Here is a 15,917-nt window from a genome sequence, read left to right on the forward strand (position 1 = left end):
CCTCGATCGTAGGCGGCCGACCAGCGTATGACCGACGTCACCCGCACCATCCCGTCGTGCTGGACGTCCTGTTGTGTGGGAGGTCGAAACCGTGAAGAGAACACTTGCTGCGCTGGTCGCCGGGCTGACGCTGCTGACCGGGTGCTCGAGTGTCGAGGCGGGGTCGCCCAAGGCGGACAGCTCGCTGCCGTCCGCGAAGGTCACCCTGTCGCCGGTCGACGGCACCAAGGACGTGCAGGTCACGACCCCGGTGCAGGTCACCGTGGTGGACGGCAAGCTCGAGTCCGTCGCGCTGAAGTCGCCGGAGGGCAAGGACGTCAAGGGCACCCTGACCGAGGACAGGTCGGGCTGGACGACCGCCGAGCCGCTGGGCTACGGCAAGGCGTACAGCTACTCCGGCAAGGCCGTCGGCACCGACGGCAAGCCCGTCGAGCTCAAGGGGTCGTTCACGACCGTCGCGCCCGGTTCGCAGACCCGCGCGACGCTCTGGCCGTCCGACAACCAGACCGTCGGCGTCGCGGCGCCGATCATGGTCAAGTTCGAGGCGCCGGTCGAGGACAAGGCGACGGTCGAGAAGGCCCTCAAGGTCACCAACTCGGCGAACGTCACCGGCTCGTGGGCCTGGCTCAGCGCCCAGGAGGTCCACTACCGGCCGGAGAAGTACTGGCCGGAGAACACCACGATCAAGGTCGAGGCGAAGCTCTACGGCGTCAACTACGGCGGCGGCGCGTTCGGCAAGGCCGACGTGACCAGCGACTTCACCATCGGCCGCAACCAGGTCGTGAAGATCGACAACCCGACGCACCGGCTCAAGGTGTTCCGCAACGGCGCGCAGGTCGCCGACTACCCGGCGTCGTTCGGCAAGGACGCCGACCCGGAGCTCACCACGCCGAACGGCACGTTCGTCGTGATGTCGAAGAACGACACGTTCTCGTTCGACAACCCGCGCTACGGCTACACCAACGTCGTGAAGAAGTGGGCCGTGCGGTTCTCCAACCACGGCGAGTTCATCCACGAGAACAACGACAACGCGAGCAACATCGGCTCGAACAACACCTCGCACGGCTGCGCGAACCTGCTGGAGGCCGACGCGAAGGCGTACTACGACTCGGCGCTGGTCGGCGACCCGGTCGAGGTGACCGGCTCGATCACCACGCTGCCGGCCCAGTTCGACTGGTACGACTGGCAGATCCCGTGGGACCAGTGGAAGGGCAAGTCCGCCGTCAAGTAGGACAGGCGGGAATGCGGCCCCCTGCCAGGTCGTTTGCGCATGTGTGCATCTGACACACGTGACGGCGGCCGGCGGGGGACGACTGGCCGTCCGTGAATCAGGCCCGGACGGCGCGCCGCCGGTGGTCCTGCTCCACGGCTGGGCGCAGACGGGAGCCGTCTGGGACCTCCCCGGCTTCCACACGTACGCCGTCGACCTGCGAGGACACGGCGAGTCCGACGACTTCGGCGACTACCGGGACTCCGCGCGGTGGGCCGCGGACCTGGAGGCGGTGCTCGGCCACACCGGCCCCGCGACGCTCGTCGGGTGGTCCTACGGCGGCCTCGTGATCGCCGACTACCTGCGCTTCCACGGCACCGCCGGCGTCACGGCGCTCGTGTTCGTGAGCGCCATCACCGAGATCGGCCGCGGCCGCCCCGGAGGCGCCATCGGGCCCGTGATGCGGGCCGCGCTGCCCGGCGCGATCACCGACGACGAGGCGATGGCCGAGTTCTGCCGCGCCATGGCGCCCGGTCTGCCCGAGGCGACGGTCGGCGAACTCACAGCCGCCGCGACGTCCGTGAGCCATAAAGTGCGAGGTGAGCTGTTCCGCAGGGATGTGGGCAGCGCTGACGTGCTGACCGCCGTCGACGTGCCGACCCTGGTGGTGCACGGAACTCAAGACGAAGTGGTGGCCCCTGCCGCCGCCGAGCACTCCGCCGCCCTGATCCCCGGAGCCGAGTTGAGCCTGTATCCCGACACCGCGCACGCCCCCTTCCTCGAGCGGCCCGAGCGGTTCGCCGCCGACCTGGCGCGGGTCGCCCGGTGAGGCGCGTCGCGGTGCTCTCGCTGCACACCTCGCCGCTCGAACAGCCCGGCACGGGTGACGCGGGCGGAATGAACGTCTACATCGTCCAGACGGCCACCAGGATGGCGCAGCGGGGCGTCGAGGTGGAGATCTTCACCCGCGCCACGTCGTCCGAGCTGCCGCCCGTGGTCGAGCTGGCGCCGGGCGTGCGGGTGCGCAACGTCGTCGCCGGCCCGTTCGAGGGGCTCGGCAAGGAGGAGCTGCCCGGTCAGCTCTGCGCGTTCTCGGCCGGCGTCCTGCGCGCCGAGGCCCGGCACGAGCCCGGCTACTACGACGCCATCCACTCGCACTACTGGCTGTCCGGGCAGGTCGGCTGGCTCGTGCGGGAGCGGTGGGGCGTGCCGCTCGTGCACACCGCCCACACGCTGGCCAAGGTGAAGAACCTGGCGATGGCCGCGGGCGACACGCCGGAGCCCAGGATGCGGGTGATCGGCGAGGAGCAGGTCGTCGCCGAGTCGGACCGGCTCGTCGCGAACACCGACATCGAGGCCGCCGAGCTGGTCAAGCTCTACGACGCCGACGCCGCCAAGGTCGCCGTCGTGCCGCCGGGGGTGGACCTCGACCGGTTCACGCCCGGCGACCAGCGCGCGGCCCGCCAGGAGCTCGGCATCGGGCAGGACGCGGTCGTGCTGGCGTTCGTCGGCAGGATCCAGCCGCTGAAGGCCCCCGACGTGCTGCTCAGGGCCGCCGCGGAGATGCTGGTGCGCGACCCGGGACTGCGCTCGAAGCTCGTGGTGCTGATCGTCGGCGGCCCGTCGGGCAGCGGCGTGGAACGGCCGAAGGCGCTCGAGGAGCTGGCCGTCCAGCTGCGGATAGCGGACGTGGTCCGGTTCCTGCCGCCGCAGCCGGGAGCCGCGCTCGCGCGGGTCTACCGGGCGGCGGACCTGGTGGCGGTGCCGAGCCACAACGAGTCGTTCGGGCTGGTCGCCCTGGAGGCGCAGGCCTGCGGGACCCCGGTGGTCGCGGCGGCCGTCGGCGGGCTGCCGGTGGCCGTCAACGACGGGATCTCCGGGGTGCTCGTGCACGGCCACGAACCGGGCGAGTGGGCCGAGGCGATCTGCGGGGTGGCGCTGCCGCAGCGGGAGCACCTGGCGAGCAACGCCGTCGGTCATGCGCGACGCTTCTCGTGGGACCGCACGACTGACTCGCTGCTGGCGGGGTACCAGGAGGCGGCAGACGTGTTCCGCCGGGAGGTTTTCGCTTGAGCGTCGACGCTGTCATCAAGGAGTTCCTCGACGAGCGGGAGCTCGGGTACGACCGGCGCGAGCCGGGCAAGTTCTTCGTGACGCTGCCGGGCACGAAGAAGCTGCAGACCAACGTGTGGCTGGTCGAGACCTCGCACGCGCTCGTCGTCGAGGCGTTCGTCTGCCGGCGGCCGGACCAGGCGTTCGAGGACGTCTACCGGTTCCTGCTGCGCCGCAACGCCCGGCTCTACGGCGTGCACTACACGATCGACGCCGAGGGGGACATCTATCTCATCGGACGGGTCGGCAAGCACGCCGTGACGCCCGACGAGCTGGACCGCGTGCTCGGGCAGGTGCTGGAGGCGGCGGACGGCGACTTCAACCCGCTGCTCGAGATCGGGTTCGCCGACGCGATCCGCCGGGAGTGGGCGTGGCGGGTGTCGCGGGGCGAGTCGCTCGCGAACCTGCAGGCGTTCCAACATCTCGTTTCGGAGTAGCCGCCGACTCGTTTCGGCTTCCGCGGCAACTCCGCGTCCGGCTCGTCCCGTCCCACCGGCATGCGTAGACCAGTGCTGTGGGTGGGAGTCGCGTTGCTGGCCCTGGTTTCGGCGGGGTGCAGCAGCGACATGAGCGGGAGCGGGACGTCGGCGAAGGACGCTGCCGCTCCGCCACAGGCGGCGCAGCAGAAGACGCCGCAGCAGGAGAACACCGGCCAGGCGGCCGTGCAGCCGGTGCAGGAGCAGGAGCGGCAGCTCGTCCGCACGGCCACGGTCGACCTGCGCGCCGACGACGTGCTCAGGGCGATCGGCGAGATCAAGAACCGGGCGACGGCCGTCGGCGGGTTCGCGGGGCAGGAGAACTCGACCAAGAAGTCGGGCTCGGTGACCGTGCGGGTGCCCTCGGCCGAGCTGGACCGCGTCGTGCGGGACCTGGCGGGCGTCGGCGAGGTGACGCGCAGCGAGGTGCGCAGCGAGGACGTCACCGACCAGCTCGTGGACGTCGAGGCGCGGATCGCGACGCAGAAGGCCAGCGTGGACCGGTTGCGGGTGCTGTTCGAGCGCGCGGGGACGACGGCCGAGATCGCGCAGGTCGAGTCGGAGCTGACCAAGCGGCAGGCCGAGCTCGAGTCGATGCAGCGGCGCAGCGAGACGCTGAAGGGCAAGGTCGCGCTCGCGACGCTGACCGTGCAGGTGGCGACGACGCCGATCGCGCCGCCGGAGCCGGAGAAGGCCGGGTTCCTCAGCGCGCTGGCGGGCGGCTGGGACGCGTTGCTCGCGGTGCTGGGCGGGGTTCTGGTCGCCGTCGGCGCGGTGCTCCCGTTCGTGGTGTTCCTCGGGGTGCCTGCGGCGGTGGTGGTCTACCTGCTGCGCCGCCGGAAGCGTGTCACTCGAATGAACGAAGCAGCATGATCCAGTTCTACTGAGAGTGTGCCTTGGGTGATGCGCGGAACGGCTCGGGAGAGAGGGGGAGTCGCATCGAGCCGTCCCGCGTCAAAGGTCCCCGCTGCAGTGGATCCGTGGACGGGGGGAGCCTGCGGATCCCAAGCGGGCCGCGCGATCCGACGGGGGACGACGAACCGCGCATGTGCCTCGCGCTCGTCGAGTAAGCGTGGGAGCCGACTCGCGGAGGCGGTATCAACTTCCCAGATACGTCCTTGCGATCACAAGTGATTGTATTGCTCCATTCGAGTGTATTTAGTCGCGCTAAGTAACGTCTCTGTAGCGATCAGGATGACCTTGACCTCCCCAGTGGGCTGGATCACGATGAGCCAACAGGCTGGTTGGCAAGAGTGAGTGAGGTCGCCGCATGGTCTTCCGCAGTCCGTTCCCCGACGTCGAGATCCCCGACGTGTCGCTGCACCAGCTGTTGTTCGGAGACCTCTCCGACCGTGCGGACCGGGTTGCGCTGATCGACGGCATGTCCGGTGCGTCGATGACGTACGGCCAGCTCGCCGGCGCCGTCGACCGCATGGCCGCCGCGCTGGCCGCGCGCGGCATCGGCAAGGGCGACGTGGTCGGCATCCTGAGCCCGAACACGCCCTACTACGCCGTCGTGTTCCACGGCATCCTGCGCGCGGGCGCCACCGCGACCACGATCAACGCGCTCTACACGCCCGACGAGGTCGCGCACCAGCTGCACGACGCGGGCGCGAAGATGCTGTTCACGGTCTCGGTCCTGCTCCCCAACGCCGCTCCCGGCGCCGCGAAGGCCGGCGTCACCGACGTCGTCGTGCTCGACGGCGCCGAGGGCTACCCGTCGCTGCCGGAGCTGCTGGCGAACGACCACCCGGTGCCGTCGGTCGAGATCAACCCGTCGGAGGACGTGGCGGTGCTGCCGTACTCGTCCGGCACGACCGCCCTGCCCAAGGGCGTGATGCTGACCCACCGGAACCTGGTCGCGAACATCAAGCAGTGCGACCCGATCATGGCCGAAGCCGGGGAGCACACCCGGATCCTCGCCGTGCTGCCGTTCTTCCACATCTACGGCATGCAGGTGTTGATGAACGCCGGTCTCTACATCGGCGGTGTCGTCGTGACGCTGCCGAAGTTCGACCTGCCGGAGTTCCTCCGGGCCATCGCGGAACACAAGACCGATCGCGTCTACATCGCCCCGCCGGTCGCCGTCGCCCTGGCGAAGCACCCGATCGTCGACAACTACGACCTCTCGCCGCTCAAGACCCTCTTCTCGGGCGCGGCGCCGCTGGACGAGGACCTGGCCGCCGCCGTGCGCAAGCGCATCGGCTGCCGGGTCGTGCAGGGCTATGGCATGACGGAGATGTCGCCGGTCAGCCACGCCATCCCGGACGGCCGCGACGACATCTCGGTCGGCACCGTCGGTGTGATCATCCCGAACCTGGAGTGCCGCCTGGTCGACCCGGCCACCGGCGACGACGTGGGCGTGGGCGAACGCGGCGAGCTGTGGTGCAGGGGCCCGAACGTCATGAAGGGCTACCTGAACAACCCGGAGGCCACCGCCGCCACCCTCGACGCGGAGGGCTGGCTGCACACCGGCGACGTGGCCGTGATCGACGAGGGCGGCATCGTCTCGATCGTCGACCGCGTCAAGGAACTGATCAAGTACAAGGGCTACCAGGTCCCGCCGGCCGAGCTCGAGGCCGTGCTCCTGACCCACGAGGAGATCGCCGACGCGGCGGTCATCGGCGTGAAGGACTCCGACGGCGAGGAGATCCCGAAGGCGTTCGTGGTGCGGCAGGCGGGGTCCTCGATCGACGACGCCGCGGTGATGGCGTTCGTGGCCTCGCACGTGGCGCCGCACAAGAAGGTGCGCGTGGTGGAGTTCATCGAGGCGATCCCGAAGTCGGCGGCGGGCAAGATCCTGCGCAAGGACCTCCGGGCGCGCGAACAGGCCTGAGCAGCGAAGATGCGACGGCCCCGGCGAATCACCGCCGGGGCCGTCCCCTTGAGTTCGTCCCGGCCTCGCCATGACCAGCGCACCGGCGCGCTCCGACACGACCCCGTCGCGTCGCACCAGCTTGAAGAGCAGGTCCCGCGCCGACGGCACGAGGAACATGGCGCGGATCACGCCGCCCCGCCGGGGTACGGGGACGCACCCGGCATGGCAGGCTAGCCGCCATGTCTGTCGGAACCTTGGTGCTGCTCCGCCACGGCGAGAGCACGTGGAACGCGGAGAACCTGTTCACCGGCTGGGTGGACGTTCCCCTGTCGGAGAAGGGCGAGAAGGAGGCCCGCCGCGGCGGCCTGCTGCTCAAGGAGGCCGGCGTCCTGCCGGAGATCCTGCACACGAGCCTCATGCGCCGCGCGATCATGACCGCGAACCTCGCGCTCGACGCCGCCGACCGCCACTGGATCCCGGTCAAGCGCGACTGGCGCCTCAACGAGCGCCACTACGGCGCGTTGCAGGGCAAGAACAAGAAGCAGACGCTCGAGGAGTTCGGCGAGGAGCAGTTCATGCTCTGGCGCCGGTCCTACGACACCCCGCCGCCGCCCATCGAGCCCGGCTCGGAGTTCAGCCAGGACACCGACCCGCGCTACGCGGGCCTCGGGCCGGACCTGCCGCTGACCGAGTGCCTGCTCGACGTCGTGAAGCGGATGATCCCGTACTGGGAGTCGTCGATCGTGCCGGACCTGCGCTCCGGCAAGACCGTGCTCGTGGCCGCGCACGGCAACTCGCTGCGCGCGCTCGTGAAGCACCTCGACGGCATCTCCGACGAGGCCATCGCGGGCCTCAACATCCCGACCGGCATCCCGCTGCGCTACGACCTCGACGAGGACCTCAAGCCCGTCAAGCCGGGCGGCGAGTACCTCGACCCCGACGCCGCGAAGGACGCCATCGCGGCGGTCGCGAACCAGGGCCGCTGAGAGCGTTCGGAGAAAGGCGCACCCGGCTGCCGGGTGCGCCTTTCCGCGCGTTTGGACACGGTTGGGTGAACGGCGTCTGACCAGGGTGGGAACAACCGTCCACTGAGGTGTCACGGGCATCACGGTTCACGCTTCCGCTCTAGGCCAGGACACCTCTGAGCTGCTTACCATTCGTTTCGTGACCACAACGGGTTACCTCGCTGTGTCGATCGGCGTCGCGCTCATCGGCGTGCTCGCCGGTTTCCTCGTTGGCCGCTTCACCGCCCCCCGCACGCCGAAGGCCCCCGCGGGCCTCACGGTCGCGGACCTGATGCAGCGGATCGTCGAGGACTCGCACGACGGCATCGTGGTGCTGAACCACTTCGGTGACGTCGTGTTGCACAACCCGAGGTCGGAAGAGCTGGGCGTCGTCCGCAACAACCGCGTCGACGACCGCGCGCGCAAGGCGGCCGAGGCCGTCCGGGACAGCAACGAGGTCGTCTACGTCGACCTCTCGCCCGCGGAGGGGACCAGGGGGCGCCAGCCCGCCGCCGTCCACGCCGAGGTGCGGCTGCTCACCGAGGGCTTCACGGTCGTGGACGCGACCGACGAGTCCGAGGCCGTGCGGCTGGAGAAGACGCGGCGCGACTTCGTGGCCAACGTCAGCCACGAGCTGAAGACGCCGGTCGGCGCGCTCGCGCTGCTGGCGGAGGCCGTGCTGGACGCGAGCGACGACCAGGAGGAGGTCCGCCGCTTCAGCGCGAAGATCATGCAGGAGGCCACCCGCCTCGGCACGCTCGTCACCGAGCTGATCGCGCTGTCGCGCCTGCAGGGCGCCGAGAAGCTGCCGGAGCTCTCCGACACCGAGATCGACGTCGTGGTCAACGAGGCGCTGTCGCGGTCCAAGCTCGCCGCCGAGTCGGTCGACATCTCGATCACCACCGACGAACCGAGCGGGTTCGTCGTGCCCGGCGACCGGTCGCTGCTGGTCACGGCGCTGACGAACCTCCTGGACAACGCCGTGGCGTACTCGCCGCCCGGCAGCCCGGTGAGCGTGAGCCGCCGGCTCGTGGACGGCCACGTCGAGATCGCCGTGACCGACCGCGGCATCGGCATCGCCGAGGACCAGCAGCACCGCGTCTTCGAACGCTTCTACCGCGTCGACAAGGCGCGGTCGCGCGCGACCGGCGGCACTGGTCTGGGGCTCGCCATCGTCAAGCACGTCGCCGCCAACCACGGCGGCGAGGTGAAGCTGTGGAGCCTGCCGGGAACGGGCTCCACCTTCACGCTGCGGCTCCCGGCCGCGGCGGCCGAACCCAACCCGACCCTCGTCCCCACCGGCGCGGGTGACACTGGAGGAGAGCTGTGACCAGGGTGCTCATCGTGGAGGACGAGGAGTCCTTCGCCGATCCGCTCGCCTTCCTGCTGCGCAAGGAGGGGTTCACCGCGGCCCTCGCGGCCACCGGCCAGGAGGCGCTGGAGGAGTTCGACCGCAACGGCGCCGACATCGTGCTGCTCGACCTGATGCTGCCCGGCATGAGCGGCACCGACGTGTGCAAGCAGCTGCGCCAGCGCTCCGCCGTCCCCGTGATCATGGTGACCGCGCGCGACAGCGAGATCGACAAGGTCGTGGGCCTCGAGCTCGGCGCCGACGACTACGTCACCAAGCCCTACTCGGCCCGCGAGCTCATCGCCCGCATCCGCGCCGTGCTGCGCCGCGGCGGCGAGTCCGAGGACCTGCTGCCGCAGATCCTGGAGGCCGGCCCGGTCCGCATGGACGTGGAGCGCCACGTCGTGACCGTCGGCGGCGGCGACATCAGCCTCCCGCTCAAGGAGTTCGACCTCCTCGAGTACCTCCTGCGCAACGTCGGCCGCGTCCTGACCAGGGGCCAGCTGATCGACCGCGTGTGGGGAGCCGACTACGTGGGCGACACGAAAACGCTGGACGTGCACGTCAAACGGCTCCGTTCGAAGATCGAACCCGACCCGTCGGCACCGCGCCACCTGGTGACCGTCAGGGGTCTCGGTTACAAGTTCGAGTCCTGACGGACACGACCAGGTACCGTTTCGGGCGTGCGCCTGGGCGTTCTAGACGTGGGTTCCAACACCGTCCACCTCCTCGTGGTGGACGCGCATCGTGGTGCCCACCCCATCCCGACGACGTCCGAGAAGACGATCCTGCGTCTGGCGGAGCAGCTGGACGCCAAGGGTCAGCTCTCCAAAGCAGGTGCTGACCAGCTGGTTCGTGCCGTGGCCGCCGCGAAGGCGTCGGCGGTGCGGTCCGGCTGCGAGGACCTGATGGCGTTCGCGACCTCGGCCGTGCGCGAGGCGGGCAACTCCGCCGAAGTGCTCGACCGGGTGCGCACCGAGACCGGCGTGGACCTCAAGGTCCTGTCGGGCGAGGACGAGGCGAAGTACACCTTCCTCGCGGTCCGCCGCTGGTACGGCTGGTCCGCGGGCAAGCTGCTGTCCCTCGACATCGGCGGCGGCTCCCTGGAGCTCGCCATCGGCCGTGACGAGAACCCCGATCTGGCCTTCTCCGTGCCCCTGGGCGCGGGCCGGCTCACCAGGACCCGGTTCAAGAAGGACCCGCCCCGGCGCTCGGAGGTCCGCGAGACCACCGACTGGCTCGCCGACCAGCTCGCGCCCGTGGCGCGGAAGCTGAAACGCGCGGGGGAACCCGATCGGGTGGTTGCGACCTCAAAAACTTTCCGAACGCTGGCGCGGCTCACCGGGGCCGCGCCATCGTCTGCCGGGCCCAGGGCACGCCGAGTGCTCACCGACGCGGGCCTGCGGCAGCTGATCGCGTTCATCTCCCGGATGTCGGCCGGTGACCTCGCCGAGCTGGAGGGCGTGAGCACTTCGCGCGCACACCAGCTCCTGGCGGGCGCGCTGGTCGCGGAGGCAACGATGCGAGCCCTGTCACTCACGCAGCTGGAGATTTGCCCGTGGGCGCTCCGGGAGGGTGTCATCCTCAGGCGGCTGGACCACACTGATGGGACGGACCAGAGCGATACTGGACGGACTGGACAGTCCGGGGCACGGTGGAGTTGATGAGTCGAGAGAGCGGATCGGACCAGACGCAGCGCACCGTCGCTGAGCTGCTCGCCCAGTACGGGGGCAGCGCAGAGAGTGCGCCACGTCGGCGACGCCGCCGTGCTGAAGACGACTCGGAAGACGTCCAGCAGCCGGAGACCGCCCCCCAGACGATCATCGAGCGGGTCCTGTCCGACAGCGGCCGGCTGATGGCGATCCGCGACGACGCCGTGCCCCCGGCCGGCCGTCGCGCGGCACCCGAACCCCCGGCAGCCCCGCCCGCGGTGAACGAGCGCACGGCCTACCAGCCGAAGCCGCCCGTCCCCCCGGCCGCGCAGCCGCCGCAGGTCCGCAGACCGGCACCGACGCCACCGCCCGCCGCGGCGGAGCAGACGCGGCAGGTGCCGCAGGTCCGCGACCAGCCGTCGCGCTCCGACCTGCCGCGCCCGGACGTGGCCCGCGCCGACGCGCCGTCGCGGTCGGACCTGTCCCGGCCCGACCTGTCGCGTCCCGACCTGCCGCGCCCGGACGCCGTGAGCTCGCGCCTCGACAGCGGCTCGCCGTCGCGCACGAACATCGTGCGGCCGACGCCGCCGCAGGTGAAGATGCCGACCCCGGCGCCCAAGCCCGGCATGCCCCCGCGCGAGGCGATGACCGAGCAGCTCCCGCGCATCCCGGCGAAGGCGCCGGTCGACAAGATCGCCGGGCTCGAGACCGAGTCCGTGCTGATCGTGCCGCCGGCCCCGCCGAAGCTGCCGGAGCCGCTGCCGAACAACCAGCCCGACGCGTGGTTCGGCGACGACGACGACCCGGCCGCCAGGACCGTGCTGTCGATGCCGCCCATGGAGTCGACCGCGGCCCACCCCGGCCCGTACGTGGACGACGACTCGCAGGAGTACGCCGCCTACCGCGCCGAGGACGACTACCTCGCGGACGAGGAGACCGAGGAGGACGACGACGAGGGCCCCGCGGGCCTCGACGACGTCGCCGAGGCCGACGACGACCCCGACGCGGGCCCCCAGCGCTCGGCCGGCAAGGAATGGCTGATCATGATCGGCCAGCTCGCCGTCGGCGTGCTCGGCGGCGCGGGCCTGTGGCTCGCGTTCAACTACCTGTGGCGCGCGGTCCCGGCCGCCGCGCTGGTGGTCGCGCTGGCGGTGACCGTGGGCCTGGTGCTGCTGGTGCGCAAGATCCGCAGGGCGGACGACCTGCAGACCACCGTCCTGGCCGTGCTCGTGGGCCTCATCGTGACAGTCTCACCAGCGGCGATGCTGCTGGTGAAGAGTTGACCGCCCGCATCCCGGTCGGGCTCTCGACGGCGTCGGTCTACCCGCAGCCCGCCGGAGCGGCGTTCGACATGGCCTCCGACCTGGGCTACGACGGCGTGGAACTGATGGTGTGGGCCGACCCGGTGTCGCAGGACGTCCGGGCGGTCGGCCGCCTGTCGGCCCGCTCGGGCATGCCGGTCCTTGCCGTGCACGCCCCGTGCCTGCTGATCTCGCAACGGGTCTGGTCCCCGGACCCGTCCGAACGCCTGCGCCGGGCGGTGGAGGCGGCAGGCGAGCTGAACGCCCCGACCGTGGTCCTGCACCCGCCGTTCCGCTGGCAGCGCAAGTACGCGGACGGCTTCGCGGACCTGGTCGCGTCCCTGGAGGACGAGAGCGGCACAGCGATCGCGGTGGAGAACATGTTCCCGGTCCGCCGCCCCCTGGGCAGGGGCCGCTCGGTGGAGATGAACGCCTTCAAGCCCTCCGTGGACCCCACCGACGTGGGCCACCGCAACTACACCCTCGACCTCTCGCACTCGGCCGCGGCCCACATGGACGCGCTGGAACTGGCCAAGCGCATGGGCGAGGGCCTGCGCCACGTCCACCTGGCGGACGGCTCCGGCGCCCCGAAGGACGAGCACATGATCCCGGGCCGGGGCACCCAGCCCTGCGCGGAACTGTGCGAGCAGCTGGCGAGGGGCGCCTTCGACGGCCAGGTCGTGCTGGAGGTCAACACCCGCCGCGCCGCGTCCCCGGCCGCCCGGCGGGAGATGCTGGCGGAGGCGCTGCTGTTCGCCCGCCTGCACCTGGACTGGCCCGCGCAGGGCCGCCCGGGCGAGCCGCGGCCCGGCCTGTCGAGCTGACGACCGACGCCGCACGACCACACCCGGACCCGCCGGACCCGGCAACTCCCCGCACCCCGCCCCCGGTGAGTCGACCGGCGAGTTAGGGTTCCGGGTGTGAACCCGCTGCGGGCGTTGATCATGGCCGCGTCTCGCAACGAGACGGTCCACCACCTCGTCGCCACCGCCCCCATCAGCAGAGACGTGGTGAAGCGCTTCGTAGCCGGCGAGACCACGCGGTCCGCCGTCGAAGCGGTGCGCGCGCTCGGCCTCCCGGTGACCCTCGACCACCTGGGCGAGGACGTCACCACGCGGGCCCAGGCCGAGAAGACGGTCCAGGCCTACCTGGAGCTCCTCGACGCCCTCCACGCGGCGGGCCTGGCCCGGAACGCCGAGGTCAGCGTCAAGCTCTCGGCGGTCGGGCAGACGCTGGACGAGTCGCGGGCCCTGACGAACGCGAGCCGGATCTGCGCGGCCGCGGAGCAGTGCGGCACGACGGTGACCCTCGACATGGAGGACCACACCACCACCGACTCCACCCTCCGCGTCCTGCACGAGCTGCGCCGGACGTGGCCGTGGGTGGGCGCGGTGCTGCAGTCGTACCTGCACCGCACGCTCGACGACTGCGAGCAGCTCTCCGGGCCGGGCTCGCGGGTCCGGCTCGTCAAGGGGGCCTACGCCGAGCCGCCCGAGGTCGCGATCCAGGACCCGCACGAGGTCGACCTCAACTACGTGCGGTGCGCGAACGTGCTGCTCGCGGGCGAGGGGTACCCGATGTTCGCCACGCACGACCCCCGCCTGATCGAGATCATCGGGGAGAGGGCACGCTGGTATGACAAAACGGAGTTCGAGTACCAGATGCTCTACGGCATCCGGCCCGAGGAGCAGAAGCGCCTCGGCACTCGGGTCTACGTCCCCTACGGCGAGCAGTGGTACGGATATCTGATGCGGCGACTTGCGGAACGGCCTGCCAACGTGACTTTCTTCCTGCGGTCGCTGGCCAGCCGCTCATGACCTTCTCGAAGTCCAGCGCGGTCCGGTCCCTCGGTGACGGAACGTTCACGGCGTCCCTGCCCGCCGAGTGGACCGTCGGGCCCAAACCCCACGGCGGCTTCCTGCTGGCCGTGATGACGCGGGCGGCCGCCCAGGTCGCGAACGGCGACCCGCTCGCGGTGTCCGCGCAGTTCCTGCGGGCGCCCGAGGTCGGCCCGGTGCTGATCAGGACCGACGTGCGCAAGTCGGGGCGGACGGCGACCGTCGTCGCGGTGGCGCTGGAGCAGCGCGGCCAGGTGTGCGTCGAGGCCTCGGTGACGACGGGGCGCATCCCCGAGCACCGCGCCGACTACGCGAACCTGCCGGCGATGCCCGCCGCGCCGCCGCCCGGTGCGGTGGAGATGGCGACGTTCCCGAGCGGGGGCGCCTACAAGGTCGGCGCGCTCTGCGACCTGCGGGTGGACCGGGAGAGCGCGAGCTTCCTCGACCGCCGCACGGACGGGCCGCTGACGCTCAAGCTGTGGGCGCGGCCCCTCGACGAGCAGCCGGACCCCTACTTCGCGCTGCTCGCGGGCGACCTGTCGATGCCGGTGACGTTCAACCTCGGCCGCTTCGGCTGGTCGCCGACGGTGCAGCTGACGGCGTTGCTGCGGGCCCGGCCCGCGCCGGGGTGGCTGCGGCTGCACGTCACCTGCCAGGCGGTGCACGGGCAGTGGTTCGACGAGGACGCCACGGTGATCGACTCGGCGGGGCGGCTCGTGTGCCAGGCGCGGCAGCTGGCGTTGACGCCCGCGGTGTGAGCCCTGTGTGAGACTTGTCCGATGACGAAGATCGCGGTCCTCGGCGCGGGCAAGATCGGTGAGGCGCTGCTGTCCGGGCTCCTGCAGGGCGGCCGCGCGGCCGCCGACCTGATGTTCACGGAGAAGCACGAGTCCCGGGCGCGCTCGCTCACCGAGCAGTACGGGTTCGAGGCCGTCACGGTCGCGGGCGCGGCCGAGAAGGCCGACGTGCTCGTCGTGGCGGTCAAGCCGCAGGACATCGAGCCGCTGCTCGCCGAGCTGAAGCCGGCGATCAAGCCCGGCGCGCTCGTCGTCTCGCTCTGCGCGGGCCTGCCGACGGCGCTGTTCGAGCGCAGGCTGCCCGAGGGCACGCCGGTGGTGCGGGTCATGCCCAACACGCCGATGGTCGTCGGCGCGGCCATGAGCGCCGTCTCCGGCGGCTCCAACGCCACGCCGGAGCACCTGGAGGTCGTCGAGGAGCTCCTCTCGACCGTCGGCAAGGTCGCGGTCGTGCCGGAGTCGCAGCAGGACGCCGTCACGGCGCTGTCCGGCTCGGGTCCCGCGTACTTCTTCTTCCTGGTCGAGGCGATGATCGACGCGGGCATCCTGCTCGGCATCCCGCGCGACCTGGCCTCGCAGCTCATCATCCAGTCCGCGGTGGGCGCGGCGACGATGCTCGACGAGGGCTCGAGCCACCCCGTCATCCTGCGCGAGGCGGTCACGTCGCCCGCCGGCACCACGATCATGGCGATTCGCGAGCTGGAGAAGCACGGCGTCCGCGCGGCCCTGCTGGCGGCCATCGAGTCGGCCCGCGACAGGTCCGTCGAACTGGGCCGGCAGCACGAGGACTGACCACGTCGGGGGCACCGGCCCCACTTGGACGTCGCAGGAGTCACACGAGTCCCGCTACTCTCAAGGGCAGCACGTGCGTGTCGATCCGTCGGTGGGGAAGACCGGCGGCACGACACGTGTCTAAGGATGCGGTGATTCATGCCTGCGAAGGAGAACGAACGAACAGGTCTCGCTCAGGTGCAGTTCCTGACCGTGGCCGAAGTGGCCTCGATGATGCGGGTCTCGAAGATGACCGTGTACCGGTTGGTGCACTCCGGAGAACTGCCCGCGGTGCGGGTCGGCAAGTCGTTCCGGGTGCCCGAGAAAGCGGTGCACGCCTACCTCGAGAACGCGTACTTCGACGCCGGCTAGAAGGCTGCTGAAGGCTGGCGAACCCCGCCGGGTAGACTGGTAGGCCGATCGTGCTTACCGGCGCGCCGTGCTTGACACGGCCAAGGCTGGGGCGCGCCAGTCAAAGCAACGTCTAGAGCTAAGGAACCCGCATGGGCTCGGTCATCAAGAAGCGCCGCAAGCGCATGTCGAAGAAGAAGCACCGCAAGCTGCTGCGCAAGAGCAGGGTCCAGCGC

Annotated in this window: 17 protein-coding genes; all 17 read left to right on the plus strand. The window is 70.9% G+C overall.

Annotated features, from left to right (window positions below):
- The first annotated feature begins 91 nt into the window (after positions 1-91).
- The gene (locus ACFWGZ_RS19470) at positions 92-1,231 is read left to right on the plus strand and encodes an Ig-like domain-containing protein (protein WP_382452930.1); all 1,140 of its coding nucleotides are present in this window, start codon (positions 92-94) and stop codon (positions 1,229-1,231) included.
- A 43-nt stretch (positions 1,232-1,274) separates the two neighbouring features.
- Complete coding sequence (locus ACFWGZ_RS19475; protein ID WP_382452931.1) at positions 1,275-2,039, plus strand: alpha/beta fold hydrolase; 765 nt, start codon at positions 1,275-1,277, stop codon at positions 2,037-2,039.
- Positions 2,036-3,283, plus strand: coding sequence for a D-inositol-3-phosphate glycosyltransferase (mshA, locus tag ACFWGZ_RS19480; RefSeq protein WP_382452932.1), 1,248 nt, complete (start codon positions 2,036-2,038; stop codon positions 3,281-3,283). The genes ACFWGZ_RS19475 and mshA overlap by 4 nt, the downstream gene beginning before the upstream one ends.
- Positions 3,280-3,759, plus strand: a complete 480-nt coding sequence (locus ACFWGZ_RS19485) for a YbjN domain-containing protein (protein WP_382452933.1) — start codon at positions 3,280-3,282, stop codon at positions 3,757-3,759. Before mshA ends, ACFWGZ_RS19485 begins: the two co-directional genes overlap by 4 nt.
- 60 nt (positions 3,760-3,819) lie before the next feature.
- Positions 3,820-4,671: a DUF4349 domain-containing protein gene (locus tag ACFWGZ_RS19490; protein WP_382452934.1), complete on the plus strand. Its 852-nt coding sequence runs from the start codon at positions 3,820-3,822 to the stop codon at positions 4,669-4,671.
- Between the two features lie 397 nt (positions 4,672-5,068).
- Positions 5,069-6,634: a 4-coumarate--CoA ligase family protein gene (locus ACFWGZ_RS19495; RefSeq protein WP_382452935.1), complete on the plus strand. Its 1,566-nt coding sequence runs from the start codon at positions 5,069-5,071 to the stop codon at positions 6,632-6,634.
- A gap of 221 nt (positions 6,635-6,855) precedes the next feature.
- Positions 6,856-7,602, plus strand: a complete 747-nt coding sequence (locus ACFWGZ_RS19500) for a phosphoglyceromutase (protein ID WP_382452936.1) — start codon at positions 6,856-6,858, stop codon at positions 7,600-7,602.
- Positions 7,603-7,780: 178 nt separating this feature from the next.
- Positions 7,781-8,950: a sensor histidine kinase gene (locus ACFWGZ_RS19505; protein ID WP_382452937.1), complete on the plus strand. Its 1,170-nt coding sequence runs from the start codon at positions 7,781-7,783 to the stop codon at positions 8,948-8,950.
- Positions 8,947-9,627, plus strand: coding sequence for a response regulator (locus ACFWGZ_RS19510; RefSeq protein WP_382452938.1), 681 nt, complete (start codon positions 8,947-8,949; stop codon positions 9,625-9,627). Before ACFWGZ_RS19505 ends, ACFWGZ_RS19510 begins: the two co-directional genes overlap by 4 nt.
- Positions 9,628-9,654: 27 nt before the next feature.
- A complete protein-coding gene (locus tag ACFWGZ_RS19515) occupies positions 9,655-10,635 on the plus strand; it encodes a hypothetical protein (protein WP_382452939.1) in 981 nt (326 codons plus the stop codon).
- Positions 10,635-11,906 (plus strand): hypothetical protein, encoded by a 1,272-nt coding sequence (locus ACFWGZ_RS19520; RefSeq protein ID WP_382452940.1) that lies wholly within the window; start codon positions 10,635-10,637, stop codon positions 11,904-11,906. Before ACFWGZ_RS19515 ends, ACFWGZ_RS19520 begins: the two co-directional genes overlap by 1 nt.
- A 68-nt stretch (positions 11,907-11,974) precedes the next feature.
- Positions 11,975-12,748: a sugar phosphate isomerase/epimerase family protein gene (locus tag ACFWGZ_RS19525; RefSeq protein WP_382452945.1), complete on the plus strand. Its 774-nt coding sequence runs from the start codon at positions 11,975-11,977 to the stop codon at positions 12,746-12,748.
- A 96-nt stretch (positions 12,749-12,844) separates the two neighbouring features.
- Positions 12,845-13,741 carry a proline dehydrogenase family protein gene (locus ACFWGZ_RS19530; RefSeq protein WP_382452941.1) on the plus strand — a complete coding sequence of 299 codons (897 nt, stop codon included), beginning with the start codon at positions 12,845-12,847 and terminating at the stop codon, positions 13,739-13,741.
- Positions 13,738-14,520 carry a thioesterase family protein gene (locus ACFWGZ_RS19535; protein WP_382452942.1) on the plus strand — a complete coding sequence of 261 codons (783 nt, stop codon included), beginning with the start codon at positions 13,738-13,740 and terminating at the stop codon, positions 14,518-14,520. The genes ACFWGZ_RS19530 and ACFWGZ_RS19535 overlap by 4 nt, the downstream gene beginning before the upstream one ends.
- Before the next feature lie 21 nt (positions 14,521-14,541).
- Positions 14,542-15,351, plus strand: coding sequence for a pyrroline-5-carboxylate reductase (gene proC / locus ACFWGZ_RS19540; protein ID WP_382452943.1), 810 nt, complete (start codon positions 14,542-14,544; stop codon positions 15,349-15,351).
- A gap of 138 nt (positions 15,352-15,489) precedes the next feature.
- On the plus strand, positions 15,490-15,702 hold the full coding sequence (locus ACFWGZ_RS19545) for a helix-turn-helix domain-containing protein (protein ID WP_030477960.1): 213 nt from the start codon (positions 15,490-15,492) through the stop codon (positions 15,700-15,702).
- 131 nt (positions 15,703-15,833) lie between these two features.
- A partial coding sequence (locus ACFWGZ_RS19550; protein ID WP_382452946.1) for a 30S ribosomal protein bS22 occupies positions 15,834-15,917 on the plus strand: 84 nt, incomplete at its 3' end.

This window comes from Lentzea sp. NPDC060358, assembly GCF_042725365.1.
Lineage (GTDB): Bacteria > Actinomycetota > Actinomycetes > Mycobacteriales > Pseudonocardiaceae > Lentzea.

What these genes read in the sequence shown, in the direction of transcription:
- proC (WP_382452943.1), top strand. Translation starts at nt 14,542, where the DNA reads ATGACGAAGATCGCGGTCCTCGGCGCGGGCAAGATCGGTGAGGCGCTG.
- ACFWGZ_RS19500 (WP_382452936.1), top strand. Translation starts at nt 6,856, where the DNA reads ATGTCTGTCGGAACCTTGGTGCTGCTCCGCCACGGCGAGAGCACGTGG.
- ACFWGZ_RS19535 (WP_382452942.1), top strand. Translation starts at nt 13,738, where the DNA reads ATGACCTTCTCGAAGTCCAGCGCGGTCCGGTCCCTCGGTGACGGAACG.
- ACFWGZ_RS19490 (WP_382452934.1), top strand. Translation starts at nt 3,820, where the DNA reads ATGCGTAGACCAGTGCTGTGGGTGGGAGTCGCGTTGCTGGCCCTGGTT.
- ACFWGZ_RS19495 (WP_382452935.1), top strand. Translation starts at nt 5,069, where the DNA reads ATGGTCTTCCGCAGTCCGTTCCCCGACGTCGAGATCCCCGACGTGTCG.
- ACFWGZ_RS19520 (WP_382452940.1), top strand. Translation starts at nt 10,635, where the DNA reads ATGAGTCGAGAGAGCGGATCGGACCAGACGCAGCGCACCGTCGCTGAG.
- ACFWGZ_RS19545 (WP_030477960.1), top strand. Translation starts at nt 15,490, where the DNA reads ATGCCTGCGAAGGAGAACGAACGAACAGGTCTCGCTCAGGTGCAGTTC.
- ACFWGZ_RS19525 (WP_382452945.1), top strand. Translation starts at nt 11,975, where the DNA reads ATGGCCTCCGACCTGGGCTACGACGGCGTGGAACTGATGGTGTGGGCC.